Genomic DNA, 16,298 nt, shown 5'->3' on the forward strand with positions numbered 1-16,298 from the left:
CGATGCGTATCCCCGAACAGAGCACCCCGCGCGACCACGCACCCGTCATCGATTGGCTCGCCGGACGGGTGGCCTTCCACACCGAACAACCGGTGCGCGAGATCGACCCCCACCTGCCCCTCGCCGAACTGGGAATCGAATCGGTGTCCGCGGTGAGCCTGTGCGGCGAGATCGAGGACCGCTGGAACCTCGAACTCGACCCCACCGTGGTGTTCGACTATCCGACCATTGCCGAGATGGCCGTCTTCGTCGTCGGCGAAGCAACCCGGTACCGGACGGCCTCATGACCGACGTCGCCGTCGTCGGCCTCGACTGCCGCTTTCCGCAGGCACCCGACGCCGACGCGTTGTGGACGCTGCTGATGGGCGGCGGCGACGGAATCACCGGCGTCCCCGCCGGGCGGTGGAACGCGGACGACGTCTACGACGCCGCCGGCGGTCCCGGCTCGGTGAACAATCGCAGCGGCGGGTTCCTCGCCGACGCGGACGCGTTCGACCACGAATTCTTCGGCATCGCGCCCTGCGAGGCCGCGGCGATGGACCCGCAACAGCGGCTGCTGCTGCAGGCGGCGTGGCGGGCCTTCGAGGACGCCTGCCTGGACCCGCGGGCGCAGGCGGGGTCGAACACCGGCGTGTACGTCGGCGTCATGGCCAACGAGTGGAATCTCCAGATGCGTGACGCCTCGCGTATCACCCCCCAACTCGGCAGCGGCAACGGCTATTTCATGACCGCCAACCGAGTGTCCTACCACCTGAACCTGCAGGGCCCGAGCATGGCGATCGACACCGCCTGCTCGTCGTCCCTCGTCGCCGTGCACCTGGCCTGCGCGGCACTGCGGTCCGGGGACTGCGATCAGGCCCTCGCCGGGGGCGTCAACCTCACCCTGACCCCGACGGTGAACGTCTTCTACACCCAGGCCGGGCTGTCCGCGCCGGACGGCCGGTGCAAACCGTTCAGCGGAACTGCCGACGGCATCGGTCGCGGCGAGGGTGTCGCGGTACTCGTGCTGCGCCGGCTCGAGGACGCGCAGGCCGAGGGCCTGCCGGTCTACGCGGTGATCAAGGGCAGCGCCGTCAACAACGACGGCCGCAGCAACGGAATCACCGCACCCAACCGGTGGGCCCAGCAGCAGGTCGTCCAGACGGCCTACCGCCGTGCGGGTGTCACGCCGGCCCAGGTCGCGTTCGTCGAGGCCCACGGCACCGGAACGGTGCTCGGCGACATGATCGAGAGCAAGGCCCTCGGTCACGTCCACGGGGTGACCCGGCCACAGCCGTGCGCGATCGGATCGATCAAAGGCAATCTCGGCCACACGGAGGGGGCGGCCGGCGTGGCCGGTCTGATCAAGGTAGCCCTGTCCCTGCACCACCGGGTGGTACCGCCCAGCCGCCACGCGGAGGACGCGAACCCGCGACTCCGGCTGGCGGACAACGGCCTCCGGCTCCTGTCCGAGCCGATGACGCTGCCCGGCGGTGATGTGCACGGCGCCGTCAGCAGTTTCGGGCTCGGCGGCACCAACGCCCACATGCTGCTGGCCTCCGCGCCGGCCCCCGACCCCGCCGCGGCGAGCGCCGGAGGCGGCGTGCTCACCCTGTCGTCGAACAACCCGGACGGCCTCGCCCGCAACGCCGCCGTCCTGGCCGACGATCTCGCACGTCCCGGCGTCGACCTGGGCCGGGTCTGCTGGACCACCAACACGGTCAAGGCATCCGGGCGCCACCGCCTCGCGCTCACCGCGCACGACCGGGAGGACGCCGTCGCGGCGCTGCGCGCGGTCGCGGACGGCGAAGACCTGCTCGCGTCGCTGTCCGGCGCGGCCCGCCCGGTGAGCATCGGCTGGTTCTTCACCGGTCAGGGTGCGCAGTACCCGGGAATGTCCCGCGCACTGCACGAGCACCACGGCGGCTACCGGCGCGCACTGTCCGACGTGGACGAGCGGATGACACCGCATCTGGGCCGCTCGGTGCGGGAGATGCTGTTCGATGCCGGTGACGAGATCCATCGGACCGAGTTCGCGCAGCCCGCCCTGTTCGCGGTCGAATACGCGCTGGCCCGGACGCTCGGCGAGCTGGGTGTCGAACCGGCGTGGCTGATCGGTCACAGTGTCGGCGAGTACGCGGCCGCGGCGCACGCCGGAGTGTTCGCCCTGGACGACGCGTGCCGGCTGATCGTCGCGCGGGGACGGTTCATGCAGCAACTGCCCGCGGGCGGCACGATGCTCGCGGTCCGGGCCACCCCGGACGAGGTGGCCGACCTGCTCGCCGGCGAACCCGCGGCCGCGCTGGCGGCGGTGAACGGGCCGCGGGACGTGGTGCTGTCGGGGGCGGCCGACGCGCTCGAACGCCTCGGCGCCGCCCTGACCGCGACCGGATTCCTCGTCCGCCGGCTGACCGTCTCGCATGCCTTCCACTCCCCCGCCGTGGCGCCGATGCAGGACGCGTTCGCGGAGGTCGCCGCCGACTGCAGCTATGGGCCGCCCGCAATCCCGATCTTCTCGACCACACGCGGACGGCTGCTCGACGTCGACGAACCGATGGACGCGGCCTACTGGACCGACCACATCACGGCGACCGTGCGGTTCGCGGACGCCGCCGCGGCCGCCCTCACCTGCGATCCGACCCACCTGATCGAAGTGGGCCCCGCACGAATCCTGTTGCCGCTGACCGCCCGCGCCCATCCCGAGTCGCCCGCGCGGCACCTGGCGCCGTGCCCCGGCCCGGCCGCCACCGGCACCGAACTCCCCGACACCCTCGCCGCCCTGTACCGGGACGGACTGGGCCCCGCGTGGGATGCGCTGTACGAGCCGGGCTCACGGGTCCGGCTGCGGCTCAGCGGATACGACTTCGCCACCACCGCCCGCTTCTGGACACCCGAGGACGCACCCGCCGCCGCAGTGCAGGCCACCGGCACCGCATCGACTACCGTCACACGAGAACCCGAGGACACCACCATGGACCAGCTGATCGCGCTCTTCCGGGAACAGGCCGCCGTTCTCGCCGCCGCCGCCAACGGCGTACCCGCGGTAGCCCTCCCCGCCCCCGCGACGCCGGACGTCGGAGCGGGTCCCGCAACAGCGGTCGGCGACGTCGCGACCAGAATCCGCACGGAAGTCGCCCGGGTCAGCGGATTCCCCGCAGCCGCACTGAAGACGACACAGACGATCGTCGGCGACCTCGGATTCGACTCGATCATGATCACCGACCTGTTCGCCGGGGTGAGCCGCGCCTTCCCCGGTCTCGTCGTCGAACCGCACTGGTTCTCACCGAGCCGCACACTCGGCGATGTCATCGAGCACGTGACCGCGCACCACGCACCCGGGTCGCGCCGCACGGTGACGGCTGTCCCGGAACCGGAACAGACGGTGGCACCCGAGTTCCGGATCGCGGAGTTCCCGGAGGTTCAGGCGCTCGCCGCACGGCTGAACACGGCCGAGGGGCTCGGGGTCACCAACCCGTACTTCCTCGTCAACGACGGCGTCACCCGGGACACGTCGACGATCGGAGGCGCAGAGGTCGTCAACTTCTCCAGCTACAACTACCTCGGCATGTCCGGGCACCCCGCCGTCGTCTCGGCTGTGCAGGACGCGGTCGCCCGCTACGGCAGTTCCTGCTCGGCCAGTCGGCTGCTGTCCGGGGAGAAACCGGTACACCAGGAACTCGAGGCCGAACTGGCCGGCCTGCTCGGCACCGAGGACGCGATCGCCCTCGTCAGCGGACACGCCACCAACGTCACGGTGATCGGCCATCTCCTCGGGGAGGGTGACCTGGTCATTCACGACAGCCTCGCGCACGACAGCATCCTGCAGGGCTGCGCCCTGTCCGGCGCCACCCGGCGTCCCTTCCCGCACAACGACCACGCCGCGCTGGACGCCCTCCTCACCGCGATCCGATCGCAGTACCGGCGGGTCCTCATCGTCATCGAGGGCGTCTACAGCCAGGACGGCGACATCCCCGACCTGCCCGCGATGATCGCGGTGAAGAAGAAGCATCGGGCGCTGATGATGATCGACGAGGCGCACAGTATCGGGGTGCTCGGCGCCACCGGCGGGGGCATCGGCGAGCACTTCGACGTCGACCGCGACGACGTGGAGCTGTGGTCCGGCACGATGTCGAAGGCCCTGGCCGGCTGCGGCGGCTACGTGGCGGGCAACGCCGAGCTCATCCGCTTCCTGAAGTACACGACGCCTGGCTTCGTCTACAGCGTCGGGATCACGCCGATGAATGCCGCGGCGTCCCTGGCCGCGATCCGGCAGATGCGCGCCGAACCGGAAGCCCTGGACCGGTTGCGGCGCAACTCCCGGCTCTTCCTGCAGCTCGCCACGGACGCCGGAATCGATACCGGGGACACCGAGGACACCCCGGTCATCCCGTGCATCGTCGGGGATTCACTCCGCACCCTCGCACTGTCCAACGCCCTGCTCCGGCGCGCCATCAACGTGAACCCGATCCTCTACCCGGCCGTGCCCGAAGACCTCGCGCGGTTGCGCTTCTTCGTCACCTCGTGCCACACGGAGGACCAGATCCGGTCCACGGTGGCCGCTCTCGCCGAAGAACTCGCCACGCTCGTCGCGGCGGCGTAGCGCCGTGCCCGGCCCCCTCCGGCTGTTCTGCTTCCCTCACGCCGGCGGCGGATCCTCGACGTACCGCCACTGGCACCGCGCCCTGAGCCCGCACGTGTCGGTGTGGCCCGTGCAGCTGCCCGGACGGGAGAGCCGTGCCGGCGAGGCCGGGTTCACCGACGTCGAGTCCCTCGTCACCGCACTCGACTCCGAACTCGTCGAACACCTCACGGAGCCGCACGTCTTCTTCGGGCACAGCATGGGTGCGTTGGTGGCGTACCGGCTCGCGTGCCGCCGGCGCGCGGCCGGGCAGCCGCTCCCACGGGCGCTGCTGCTCTCCGGGTACTCGGCGCCGCACCTACCCTCGCCGCTGCCACCGGTCCACGACCTGGACGACGCGCCACTGATCGAGTTGCTGCGCATCACGGGCGGTCTGCCCGCCGACCTCCCGGCCCGGCCGGCGTGGCGGGACCGCTGCCTCCCCGCGCTGCGGGACGATCTCCGCCTCTGCACCGGCTACCGCGATCCGGGCGACCCGCCGCTTTCCTGTCCGGTGCATGTGCTCGGCGCGGACGCCGATCCGCTGGTCGGCGAGCGGGATCTGCACGCCTGGGAGCGGCACACCACCCGGCTGCGCGAGGTGCACATCATGCCGGGCGATCACTTCTACCTCGAGCACACACCCGAACACCTCTTCGGCGTGCTCCGCCCGTTACTGCGTCGCTACGCCGTGTCGGAGTCGGTCAGTGAGTCGGCGGGGTGACGGGCGGCGGCAGCTGCCCGGGCGCTCCCCCCGGATCCCGCGGCGCATGCTCGTCGGCGCCACCGGACGTCGCGAGCGGTCCCGGACCGTCGACTGGACGACGGGCCTCGACCTCCGCGGCCCGGACGGCCTGCGCGATCGCCGGGTCGGACTTGGTCTCGAACCAGTCGGCGACTTCTTCCGAATCGTCCTCGGGCTTGGGCAGATCCTCCTCCGTGGTGGACGGCTCGTACCGGAACACCCCGTCCTGCCCCTGCGCGCCGAGGGTCTTCGCGAACCCCTTGAGGGCGTCACCGAAGTCGCTGGGCACCAGCCACACCTTGTTCGCGTCGCCCTGTGCCATCTGCGGCAGCGTCTGCAGATATTGGTAGGCGAGGAGTTCGGGGGTGGGCTTGCCGGATTTGATTGCGGCGAACACCTTTTCGATCGCCTTCGCCTGGCCCTGCGCCTGCAGGTACTTCGCGGCGCGGTCGCCCTGCGCCCGCAGGATGCGGGACTGCCGCTCACCCTCCGCGGTGAGGATCGACGCCTGCTTCGCGCCCTCCGCGGCGAGGATGCGGGACTGCTTGTCGCCCTCCGCCGTCTTGATCGCCGACTCCCGATGCCCCTCGGCGGTGAGGATGGTGGCCCGCTTCTCGCGGTCCGCCTTCATCTGCTTCTCCATCGACTCCTGAATCGACGGCGGCGGATCGATGCTCTTGAGTTCGACCCGGGCGACGCGCAGACCCCACCGGCCGGTGGCCTCGTCCAGCACACCGCGCAGCTGCCCGTTGATGGAGTCACGCGAGGTGAGCGTCTCCTCCAGCGTCATGCCGCCGACGACGTTGCGCAGCGTGGTGGTGGTCAACTGCTCGACACCGACGATGTAGTTGCTGATTTCGTACACCGCGGCCTGCGGGTTGGTGACCTGGAAGTACACGACGGTGTCGATGTTCAGCGTCAGGTTGTCCTGGGTGATCACCGGCTGCGGCGGGAACGACACCACCCGTTCACGCAGATCCACCTTCGCCCGGATACGGTCCGCGAAGGGGATCAGGAACGTCAGCTGGCCCGACACGGTCCGCGCGTACCGGCCGAGTCGCTCGATCACCGCGGCCTCGGCTTGCGGCACCAGCGCCACCGATTTGGCCACCACCAGGGCGACGAACAACACGAGCACGATCAACACGATGAGCGCTGCCATCTACGGTCCCCTCCATACGACGGCGGTCGCGCCGTCAATTTGCATTACCGTCACGGTCGTACCCGGTGGATACACTTCCGTGCTGTCGAGCGGGCGGGCCGTCCAGACGTCGCCGCCGAGCTTGATCTGCCCTGCGTGTTCGGCGACCTCCTCGAGCACCAGGGCCTGCTTGCCGGTCAGCGCCTCGATCCCGGTCGGGGTCGGTGGCGGGGTCTCGAACTTACGCAACAACACCGGCCGCACTCCGAGGATCAGGGCGAGGGACAGCACGCCGAAGATGACCGCGTCGACCCAGACCGGGAAGTCGGTGATCGCGGTAACCCCGGCCGTGGCCAGCGCACCGCCCGCCAGCATGAGGAGGAAGAAGTCCCCCGTTAACGCTTCCGCGGCGGCGAGCAGCACCCCCGCTACCAGCCAAATCAATGCAGCCACAACACCATCTAACCAGAATCTCCGGAACCGACGGTGACGAAGTCGACCAGCTGTTCGACCGCCCCGATCAGTGGTGCCTCGAGGTCGCGGAACGAGTTGACGGCCGAATAGACCCGGCGCCAGCCGTCGCGCGGTGTCCCCCACCCCAATTCGCGGCACACCCCGGTCTTCCAGTCCTCACCGCGCGGGATCTTCGGCCACGCCTCGATGCCCACCGCCGACGGGCGGACCGCCTCCCACACGTCGATGAACGGGTGCCCGGTCACGAGCACGTTCGGCCCGAGCCCCTGGGTCAGCTGCGTCTCCTTCGATCCGGTGACGAGGTGATCGACGAGGACACCGACGCGCCGTCCGGGGCCGGGCCGGAACTCGGCGAGCCGTTCCCCGAGATTGTCGAGACCCTCGAGGTGCTCGACGACGACACCTTCGACGCGCAGGTCGTGCCCCCACACCCGTTCCACGAGGGCGGCGTCGTGCACGCCCTCCACCCAGATCCGGCTCGCCAGCGCCGTCCGGGCCCGCAGCCCCTCCACCTTGGTGGATCCCGACGCCGATCGGGTGGTCACCGGTCCGGCGGGCTTGGCCGCCGGGCGGATCAGGGTGACCGGTTTCCCGTCGATGAGGAACGCCGCCTCCCGCATCGCGAACAACCGGGTGCGCCGCGCCCCGTCCTCGAGGCGGACGAAATCGCCGTCGTAGGTGCGCTCGAACCCCACCACCGCCCCGCAGAAACCGGTGCCCGCGTCCTCGACCACCAGGTCCCGCTCGGCCGGGACCGTCGGCGTCACGGGCTTCCTCGCGCGTGGGTGTCCGGAAAAGATGTCGCCGTATCTGTCGCCTCCGCTCACGGGCGCTGACGCTATGCCAGCGGCGCCGTTACGCACACGCCGCCACGCCGACATATGCTCGTTTATCGTGACTTCACCCAGCGCCACTCTCACCGTGTGGGCCAGTTCCTGGCTCGCCGGGAACAGTGCACCCGACGACGTCATCGACGCCCTCCACGCGTGGGCGCCGATGCATCTGGCCTGCGCCGAGGACGAGGGGACGGCCGGCCGCACCGGGCTGCCGTGGCCCCACCCGCAGGACGCCGGGGTGACGGCGCTGCTCCAGACGATGCGCCGCTCCGTGTCGCAACCCGAGACCGAGATCCGGCTGGTCCTGCCCGGGCCGGGCGACGTGCGCGGGCTTCCCGCGGGCACCGAGTTCGCGTCCGCCGCGATCAGCGCGGGCGAGGGTGTGCTCGTCGGACCGCCCGGCCGGTCCGGAACGGGGCTGGTCCCGCACGTCGAGGGTCCGGACGTGCTGCGCTGGACGGTGTCGACGATCGAGCGGCTTCCCCTCGACGCCCACCACACCGGACTGGGCGAGGCCGAGTTCACGATGCGGCAGGCGGTGCGGGACGCTGCAGCTGCGCTCGAGGCGCTGCACATGCTCGATTCCGGTTTCGGCGCCGACCCGCGCGCGCTGATCGCCGACGCGCTGGCGCAGTCCGCACGGCACCGGTATCCGGCGACGATCGCCCCGCGGGCGCTGCGGATCCTGGACTCGGCCGATCAGGTGGCTGCGATCCTCACGGTCGCCGAGCAGATGGCCCCCGCGCGCACCGTGTCCGCGTCGGGTGCGGCCACGCTCGAGGATCTGCTGCGGCCCCTGCGTTCGGCGGTGCGCTCGGCGCGCACCGCCGCCGTCAACGCGTGTGCGCGGGACGGCCTGACGGCCTGACCACGGCCTTGCAGCAGTCGACCGCGCAGGACCGACCGTCCAGGGTCGAACCGAGCAGCGGCTCGGAACCGAGCCGCGCGGCGGGTGTGCCGGCCAGTTGCTCGGCCACGAGTGCGACGACGAGTTCGGCGAACCGCCGATCCGTTCCGGGGGTGGCCGCGCGTACGAAGTCGATGCCGAGTTCGGCCGCCTTGTCCCGGGCCTCGGTGTCGAGATCCCACACCACCTCGAGGTGGTCGGACACGAATCCCACCGGGCACACGATCACCGCGCCCACACCGCGGCCGGCGAGGGCGTCCAGGTGGTCACAGATGTCCGGTTCGAGCCACGGCACCTGGGGTGGCCCGGACCGGGACTGCCACACCAGGTCGAAGTCGTCGAAGCCGGCGGCGCGGGCGGTGAGCCGGGCCGCCTCGGCCACCTGCCGGCTGTAGAGACGACCACCCTCCGCGGGCGGTCCCGCGTTGACGTCCGCGGACACCGGCACCGAATGCGCGGTGAACACCAGCCGCGCGTCGGCCCGGCGCCCGGCGGGGAGCTGCGCCGCGGCCTCGCGGACGGCGTCGGCGAACGCCCCGATCAGCAGCGGGTGGTCGTAGTACTGGCGCAGCTTCAGCAGGTGCGGAGCCCCCTCCCCGGCCGCGGCCCGCGCCCGCGCGACGTCCTCGTGGTACTGCCTGCAGCCCGAGTACCCGCCCCACGCCGACGTCGGGAACACGAGGGCCGACCGCACCCCGTCCTCACCCATCCGGGCGACGGTGTCCTCGACCATCGGGTGCCAGTTCCGGTTACCGAAATATACGGGCAGATCGATTCCAGCGCTTACCAATTCGGATTCGACGCGGGAGATGATGTCGCGATTCAGAGCGTTGATCGGCGACACGCCCCCGAAATGCAGGTAGTGCTCGGCGACCGCGTCCAGACGTTCGGGCGGCACCCCCCTGCCCCGGGTCACGTTCTCCAGGAACGGGCGCACGTCAGCGGGCTGCTCCGGACCCCCGAACGACAACACGAGAAGGGCATCGAACCGGGAACCGGAACCGTCCGTCGAATTCGCAGCGATCATGATCCCCATCTTCCGTGGTGCCGTTCGGGGCGCACTCCCCGGGTAGTGCCCTAGCCGGCCATCGCGTGGGCGCCACCGTCGACGTAGATGATCGACGCGGTGGTGCCGGGCAGCCAGTCGGACAGCACGGTGCACACGGTCTTCGCGACCGGCTCCGGGTCGTCGACGTTCCAGCCGATGGGCGCCCGCTCGTCCCACGCCGTGTTGAGTTCGTTCATCTGCTTGGCGTCGTCGGTGGCGGTGCCGGCAATGGCCTTGGCGGCGAGGGTCTTGATCGGGCCCGCCGCGACGAGGTTGGAGCGGATACCGCGTTCGCCGACCTCCTTGGCGACATACCGGTTCACCGACTCGAGGGTCGCCTTGGCAACACCCATCCAGTTGTAGAACGGCACCGCGCGGGCGGGATCGAAGTCCATGCCGACGATCGACGCATTGTCGTTCAGCACCGGCAGCAGCGCCTTCGACAGCGACGCGTACGAGTAGGCGGAGACCTCGAACGCCACTCCCACATCGGACCACGGTGCGTCGAAGAACGGGCTGCCCAGGCAGGACCGCGGCGCGAACGCGATGGAGTGCACGACGCCGTCGACGCCCTCGGGTGCGATCTCCCGGATGCGGTCGGCGAGGCTGGCGAGGTGCTCCGGGTTCTGCACGTCGAGTTCGAGCGCGGGCGGCACCGGCTGCGGCAGGCGCTGCGCGATGCGGTCGATCAGCCGGAGACGGTCGAAGCCGGTGATGATCACCTTGGCGCCCTGTTCCTGGGCGACCTTGGCGACGTGGAACGCGATGGACGCGTCCGTGATGATGCCGGTGACGAGAATGGTCTTACCTTCGAGCAATCCGCCCATGAGGTGTCCTCCTGTGAAGAAAAAGTCCGGGAAGTGGAGTGGGGAGAGCTAGTGGCCCATGCCGAGGCCGCCGTCGACGGGGATCACCGCGCCGGAGACGTAGGCGGAATCGTCGGAGGCCAGGAAGCTCACCACCGCGGCGACCTCCTCGGGCTTGCCCTGCCGCTGCAGCGGGACGGCGCCGGTGATCATGTCCTTGTACTTCTCGTCGAGTACCGCGGTCATGTCGGTGTCGATGAATCCCGGGGCCACCACGTTCGCGGTGATCGAACGGGAACCGAGTTCACGGGTCAGCGACCGCGCGATACCGACCACGCCGGCCTTCGACGCCGCGTAGTTCACCTGGCCGGGACCACCGGCCAGACCGACGACCGACCCGAGGAACACGAACCGGCCGAACCGCGCCCGCAGCATCGACCGTGTCGCCCGCTTCGCGACGCGGAACGCGCCGGTCAGGTTGGCGTCGACGACGGAGGTGAACTGTTCCTCGGTCATCCGCATGATCAGCGTGTCGTCGGTGATGCCGGCGTTCGCGACGAGAACCTCGACGGGACCCTGGTGCGCTTCGACCTCCTTGAAGGCGCGGTCGACCGACTCGGTGTCGGTGACGTCGCACTGGACGCCGAACAGGCCGTCGGGCACACCCGAACCGCGGTGCGTGACCGCGACTTTGTGGCCGTCCGCCGCGAGGCGCTGCGCGACAGCGAGGCCGATCCCGCGGTTGCCGCCGGTGACGAGCACCGACCGAGGAGTGGACACCGTCCCAACTGACGCGTCAGTAGTTTGTGGGGTAGACATGGGGATCAACCTATCTGTTCAGATGTGCAGGAGTGGAAGCGCGGGGCCGCGGTGGAACGCAGATCACGGCAGCCGTTGACGCAGGACCAGCGCGAGGATCAGCCCCGCCGTGGCGGACAGGACCCCCAGCACGAGCCAGGGGCGGCTGGCGTCGCCGCGGGTGGTCTCGAACCCGATCTGCTCCTCGAGGGTGTCGTAGACGTCGCGCAGTTCCTCCAGGCTCGAGGCCGTGAAGAAGCTGCCCCCGGAGAGATCCGCGATCTCCCGCAGTGACGGATCGTCGACGGGCACGGGGATGCGTTCGTCCTCGATCTCGACCTTGCCGTAGCTGGTGCCGAACGAGATCGTCGAGATGGGGACGTCCTTGTCCTTCGCCTGCCGGGCCGCGGTGAACCCGCCGCGCGGATCGTCCGGGTTCTCGGGCACCGTCTGCTTGCCGTCCGAGAGCAGCACGATGCGGGCGGGCGGCGCCTGATCACTGCCGCCGAGCACCGCGGCCAGCGTGTCGATCGACTGCAGCGACGTGAAGATCGCCTCACCGGTGGCGGTCCGCTCGCTCAGCTGCAGATTGTCGATCGCGACCTTCGACGCCTCCCGGTTGGTGGTCGGCGACACCAGCACCGAGGCCGTGCCGGCGAACGCGACGAGACCGAGGTTGATGCCGGGGGTGAGCCCGTCGGCGAACGACTTCGCGGCGTCCTGCGCGGCGGCCAGCCGGGTCGGTTCCACGTCGGTCGCCTTCATCGACAACGACACGTCGATGACGAGGATCACGGTCGCCCGGTTCCGTGGAACCCGCTTGTCCTCCGTCGGCCCGGCCAGCGCCACACTGAAGAACACCAGCGCCAGCACCATCAGCAGCGCCGGAATGTGCCGGGCCCGGCCAGGCCTCGACGGCGCGACCTTCTCGAGGAGCGCGAAGTTGGTGAACCGGAGGGTGTGCTTCTGCCGCTGACGCTGCACCCACACGTATCCCGCGACCAGTGCCACGACGATCAGGAGGAAGAGCAGCCACCACGGCGAGGTGAACTGGGAAAGGCTCACCGGCGGGACCTCTGGTTCGTCGCGGTCCCGTAACTGTGCTTCCGGGCGGACACGAACCGCACGACATCCGAGATCCAGTCCCGGTCGGTCCGCAGACTGAGCAGCGGTGCGCCGCAACGCCGCAACGACTGCTCCACCTGCAGGCGGTGCTCGTCGGCGGCCCGCGCGAAGTCGGCGCGCAGTTGCGGTGTGGTCGTGAACTCGCGGGTCCGTCCGGACTCCGGATCGTGCAGCACTACATCCCCTATGTCGGGTAATTCCAGATCTCGCGGGTCGAGCACCTCGACACCGAGTACGTCGTGGCGGCCCGAGATCGCCCGCAGCGACCGCTCCCAGTCGATCGGTCCGAGGAAGTCACTGATGACGACGGCCAGACCGCGGCGACGCTGGGGCCGGCGCAACGACTCCACCGCACCCTGCAGGTCTCCCCGCACCCCGTCCGGGGCGTGCGGGGTGGTCGCGATCTGACGCAGCATCGCCTGCGCGTGGATGCGGCCCCCGCGGGCCGGGATCCGGGTGGTCCGGGCGCCGGTCGAGACGATCGCCCCGATCCGGTTCCCGCCGCCACTGGTCAGGTGCGTGACGGCGGCGGCAGCGGCCACCACGAGGTCCCGCTTCTCGCAGCCGGCGGTACCGAAGTCGAGGCTCGACGACAGATCGACGACGAGCCACGTCTCGAGTTCCCGGTCGGCCACCGACTGCCGGACGTGCGGGTGCGTCGTCCGGGCGGTCACCGACCAGTCCATCTGACGCACGTCGTCGCCTGGCTGGTACTCGCGCGCATCACCCGGTTCGGAGCCCGGTCCCGGGATCAGGCCCAGGTGGTCGCCGTGCAGCACGCCGTCGAGCCGGCGGCGGACGGTCAGTTCCAGCGTCCGCAGCGCCGCGGACAGTTTGGGATCACGGAGTTCGCCGGAACGAAACGACGGCGGCGGGCCGGAGCTCTGCGCACCGGCGGTACGCGCACTCACCGTGGCTGGCTCATCGCCGTCGGTCCGGGCACCGACGTGGACGGGACCGGCGGTCCGTGGTGACCGGCGGGAGCGGCCGGGACCGTCGTCGGCTGTGCGGCGATCTGCGGCAGACCCACGGTCTGCAGCACGCGGGAGATGACGTCGTCCGGGCTGACCTCGTCTGCGAGAGCGTCATAGGACAGCACGAGACGGTGACGCAGCACGTCCGGGATCACCTCGAGCACGTCCTGCGGCACCACGTAGTCACGCCCGCGCAGCAACGCCAGCGCCCGGGCCGAGGAGATGATGCCCAGCGTCGCGCGCGGAGACGCGCCGTACGCGATCCAGCCGTCGACTTCGGGGAGACCGAACTCGGCCGGCGTGCGTGTGGCCGCGATGACCCGGACCACGTAGTCGACGAGCGCATGGTGCACGAAGACACCGCTCGCGACCTTCTGCAGGCGGACGAGCTCCTCGGGATCGAGGACCTGGTGAGGTTCCGGCGCATCGACACCCATCCGGTAGACGATCTCGCGCTCCTCCTCCACCGTCGGGTAGTCGACGAGGATCTTGAACAGGAAGCGGTCGCGCTGCGCCTCCGGCAGCGGGTACACACCCTCGTTCTCGATCGGGTTCTGCGTCGCCATCACCAGGAACGGGTCGGGCATGTGGTACCGCTTGCCGCCGATCGAGACGTGCCGCTCGGCCATCACCTCGAGCAGCGCCGACTGCACCTTCGCCGGCGCGCGGTTGATCTCGTCGGCGAGCACGAAGTTCGCGACGACGGGACCGAGTTCGGTGTCGAACTCCTCGCGCCCCTGCCGGTAGATGCGCGTACCGATCAGGTCGGTGGGCACCAGGTCGGGGGTGAACTGGACACGCGAGAAGGATCCGCCGACCACCTTCGCGAACGTCTCGACGGCCAGGGTCTTCGCGACACCCGGCACACCCTCGAGCAGCACGTGCCCTTTCGCGAGCAGACCGACCAGGATCCGCTCCACGAGCCGGTCCTGCCCGACGATCACGCGCTTGACCTCGTAGATCGCGCGTTCCAGCGTCTGGACGTCGGCGGCGAGACTGGGCGCGACAGTCTTCGCCGTCGCGCTCTGCGGGCCCGTGTTCTGTGAGGGTGCATTCGGCGCGGTGACGTTCTGGGGACCCGATCCGTTGGCCGCACCCCCGTTCTTCACACCTTCGGGAGCGGCCTTCGCGGGCGACTCCTTCCGGGCTGCACCCTCCGATACCGCATCATCACGTGAGGTCACCAAGAATCCACCGCTTTCACCTAGATCGTTCCGCCCGTTCACGTACTTGCTCAACTATTCCAGGTGCAAGCAACCCCCGCCGCAACCAAGCACGATCCGCACTGCGAACTACTTCATCGACATCATGGATCACGACACCATACGGACAGCGTAAGGGGTCATGCCGTCCCATCGCACCGGGGAGATCTTGACGACATCCCCCGACTCGGGAGCCTCGAGCATCTGGTCGTCTCCGAGATACAGGGCGACGTGCTGGCTGGCGTTCGGGCCCCAGAAGATCATGTCGCCGCGCTGCATCTCCTCCGAGGGAACCTGCTCGCCCGCGGTGTATTGATACCCGGTGTAGTGCGGCAGGGAGATGCCGATCCCGGCGAACGCGTAGATCATCAGACCGGAGCAGTCGAAACCGACCTTGTTGAAGTCGCCGTAACTGTCGGCGACACCGCCGTCGCGGATGCCGAGGGTGGGGCCGTTCTCGTCGCCGCCGCCCCACGCGTACTCCACACCAATCTGGGACAGTCCCCGATCGATGACGGTCTCGATGGCCTCGCTGCCGGTCAGGTCCTCACCGCTGGTCGACGGCTTCGACTTGGGGGTGGACTTCGGCGTGGTCGTCCCGCCGTCGGCCGAGGAGTCGGAGTCCTCGTCTTCCGAGTCCTCCTCGATCGTGGTGTGCGCGCGCTGCCCCGCGGCGAGTTCCGCGGCGCGCTGTCGAGCCGCCTCGTTGGCGGCCACCCGCGCCGCGGCCTGCGTCGCGGCCTCCCGGGCCGCGGCTGCGATGGCAGCCTTCTGCGCGTCCTCGGCGCGTTTCTGCTCCTCCCACGTCGCGTATGCCTCACGCTGCCCCTGCAACCCCGCGACGTTCCCGCGGGCGGCGTCGAGCTGGGCCTGGGCGGCGGCGCGGTTGCTCTCGATCTGCGCCTTCTTGGCCGCCTGGTCCTGCAGCGCCGACCGAGCGATCGCGATCGCCTGCTCCGCCAGCGACTTCTTCGACGCGGCCTGATCGGCGGCCACGTCCGCCTGCTGCTTCGCCTCGCGGGCCGCGGAATCCTTGTTGGCCTGCGCGGTCCGTGCCCGCTGCAGACCCTCGAGCACTGCATTCTGGCTGGTGGCCAGGAGTTTCAGAACCTGCGCCCGATCCAGGACGTCGCCGGGCCCCTGGGCGCCCAGGTAGGTCGAGATCGACGAGACGTTGGTGCCCTGCGTGTAGCTCGACCGGGCGTACTTGTCGAAGTCCTTCTGCGCGAGTTCGATCTGCGCGCCGGCGTCGCGCAGCGCCTGCTGTGAGGCCCCGACCACGCCGGCCGCCAGATCGGCGGCGCTGCGGGCGTTCTGCAGATCGACCAGGGCCCGGTTCACGTCCTCGCGCTTGATGGCGACCTCGTTGTCGAGCTGAGCGAGCTGCTGATCCGCGGAGGCGACCTGGTTGATCAATTCGCTGACCTGCCCGAGGCCCGCCGACACCTGGGTCTGGGCCTGCGCGATGTCGTTGTCGGACGGATTCGGCGGCGGGGGTGGCACCGCCGCGGCCAGGCCGGGCGTGCTGGTGATCAGGGCTCCGACGATGCCCAATCCGATCAGGAGTCGCGCCGTGCGAGTGCGCCCGCGGGAGAAGCTACGGTGCCCCACTCCAGCTCGTGCTTGTCGCTTCACAACTCTCTCC

The 16,298-nt window shown here is 70.1% G+C and carries 14 protein-coding genes; 4 read left to right on the forward strand and 10 right to left on the reverse strand.

From position 1 onward, the window contains the following. Positions 1 to 2 precede the first annotated feature (2 nt). The 3 genes from GO592_RS13880 to GO592_RS13890 are packed head-to-tail and all read left to right on the forward strand — an operon-like array spanning position 3 to position 5,321. Positions 3 to 287, forward strand: coding sequence for an acyl carrier protein (locus tag GO592_RS13880; protein WP_007300676.1), 285 nt, complete (start codon positions 3 to 5; stop codon positions 285 to 287). After that, positions 284 to 4,579, forward strand: coding sequence for a type I polyketide synthase (locus tag GO592_RS13885; protein WP_007300675.1), 4,296 nt, complete (start codon positions 284 to 286; stop codon positions 4,577 to 4,579). The genes GO592_RS13880 and GO592_RS13885 overlap by 4 nt, the downstream gene beginning before the upstream one ends. Positions 4,580 to 4,583: 4 nt before the next feature. Continuing rightward, positions 4,584 to 5,321: a thioesterase II family protein gene (locus GO592_RS13890; RefSeq protein ID WP_007300674.1), complete on the forward strand. Its 738-nt coding sequence runs from the start codon at positions 4,584 to 4,586 to the stop codon at positions 5,319 to 5,321. Here GO592_RS13890 and GO592_RS13895 read toward each other — a convergent pair. The 3 genes from GO592_RS13895 to GO592_RS13905 are packed head-to-tail and all read right to left on the reverse strand — an operon-like array spanning position 5,302 to position 7,784. After that, positions 5,302 to 6,504 (reverse strand): SPFH domain-containing protein, encoded by a 1,203-nt coding sequence (locus GO592_RS13895; RefSeq protein WP_007300673.1) that lies wholly within the window; start codon positions 6,502 to 6,504, stop codon positions 5,302 to 5,304. The two genes, GO592_RS13890 and GO592_RS13895, sit on opposite strands and share 20 nt — an antisense overlap. Continuing rightward, positions 6,505 to 6,936 carry an NfeD family protein gene (locus tag GO592_RS13900; protein WP_005241863.1) on the reverse strand — a complete coding sequence of 144 codons (432 nt, stop codon included), beginning with the start codon at positions 6,934 to 6,936 and terminating at the stop codon, positions 6,505 to 6,507. Positions 6,937 to 6,944: 8 nt separating this feature from the next. Beyond that, positions 6,945 to 7,784: a DUF3097 domain-containing protein gene (locus tag GO592_RS13905; RefSeq protein ID WP_039952851.1), complete on the reverse strand. Its 840-nt coding sequence runs from the start codon at positions 7,782 to 7,784 to the stop codon at positions 6,945 to 6,947. A gap of 67 nt (positions 7,785 to 7,851) precedes the next feature. On the opposite strand from GO592_RS13905, the gene GO592_RS13910 reads away from it, so the two are divergent. Next, a complete protein-coding gene (locus tag GO592_RS13910; RefSeq protein WP_005255042.1) occupies positions 7,852 to 8,661 on the forward strand; it encodes a hypothetical protein in 810 nt (269 codons plus the stop codon). Here the strand turns inward: GO592_RS13910 and GO592_RS13915 are convergent. From GO592_RS13915 to GO592_RS13945, 7 genes are all read right to left on the reverse strand, one after another. Beyond that, positions 8,627 to 9,736, reverse strand: coding sequence for a ferrochelatase (locus GO592_RS13915; RefSeq protein WP_007300672.1), 1,110 nt, complete (start codon positions 9,734 to 9,736; stop codon positions 8,627 to 8,629). The two genes, GO592_RS13910 and GO592_RS13915, sit on opposite strands and share 35 nt — an antisense overlap. Before the next feature lie 41 nt (positions 9,737 to 9,777). Beyond that, positions 9,778 to 10,575, reverse strand: a complete 798-nt coding sequence (gene inhA / locus GO592_RS13920) for an NADH-dependent enoyl-ACP reductase InhA (RefSeq protein ID WP_005241845.1) — start codon at positions 10,573 to 10,575, stop codon at positions 9,778 to 9,780. A gap of 48 nt (positions 10,576 to 10,623) precedes the next feature. Next, complete coding sequence (gene fabG1, locus GO592_RS13925) at positions 10,624 to 11,373, reverse strand: 3-oxoacyl-ACP reductase FabG1 (protein WP_050998704.1); 750 nt, start codon at positions 11,371 to 11,373, stop codon at positions 10,624 to 10,626. A gap of 63 nt (positions 11,374 to 11,436) precedes the next feature. After that, a complete protein-coding gene (locus GO592_RS13930; protein ID WP_005255039.1) occupies positions 11,437 to 12,417 on the reverse strand; it encodes a VWA domain-containing protein in 981 nt (326 codons plus the stop codon). Further along, positions 12,414 to 13,388, reverse strand: coding sequence for a DUF58 domain-containing protein (locus GO592_RS13935; protein WP_005255038.1), 975 nt, complete (start codon positions 13,386 to 13,388; stop codon positions 12,414 to 12,416). Before GO592_RS13935 ends, GO592_RS13930 begins: the two co-directional genes overlap by 4 nt. Next, positions 13,385 to 14,560 carry an AAA family ATPase gene (locus GO592_RS13940; RefSeq protein ID WP_039952850.1) on the reverse strand — a complete coding sequence of 392 codons (1,176 nt, stop codon included), beginning with the start codon at positions 14,558 to 14,560 and terminating at the stop codon, positions 13,385 to 13,387. The genes GO592_RS13935 and GO592_RS13940 overlap by 4 nt, the downstream gene beginning before the upstream one ends. Before the next feature lie 204 nt (positions 14,561 to 14,764). Then, on the reverse strand, positions 14,765 to 16,264 hold the full coding sequence (locus GO592_RS13945; RefSeq protein ID WP_007300670.1) for an NlpC/P60 family protein: 1,500 nt from the start codon (positions 16,262 to 16,264) through the stop codon (positions 14,765 to 14,767). Between the last annotated feature and the right edge of the window lie 34 nt (positions 16,265 to 16,298).

Origin of the sequence: Rhodococcus sp. 21391, from assembly GCF_016772255.1 — a bacterium.
GTDB lineage: Bacteria > Actinomycetota > Actinomycetes > Mycobacteriales > Mycobacteriaceae > Rhodococcus_F > Rhodococcus_F opacus.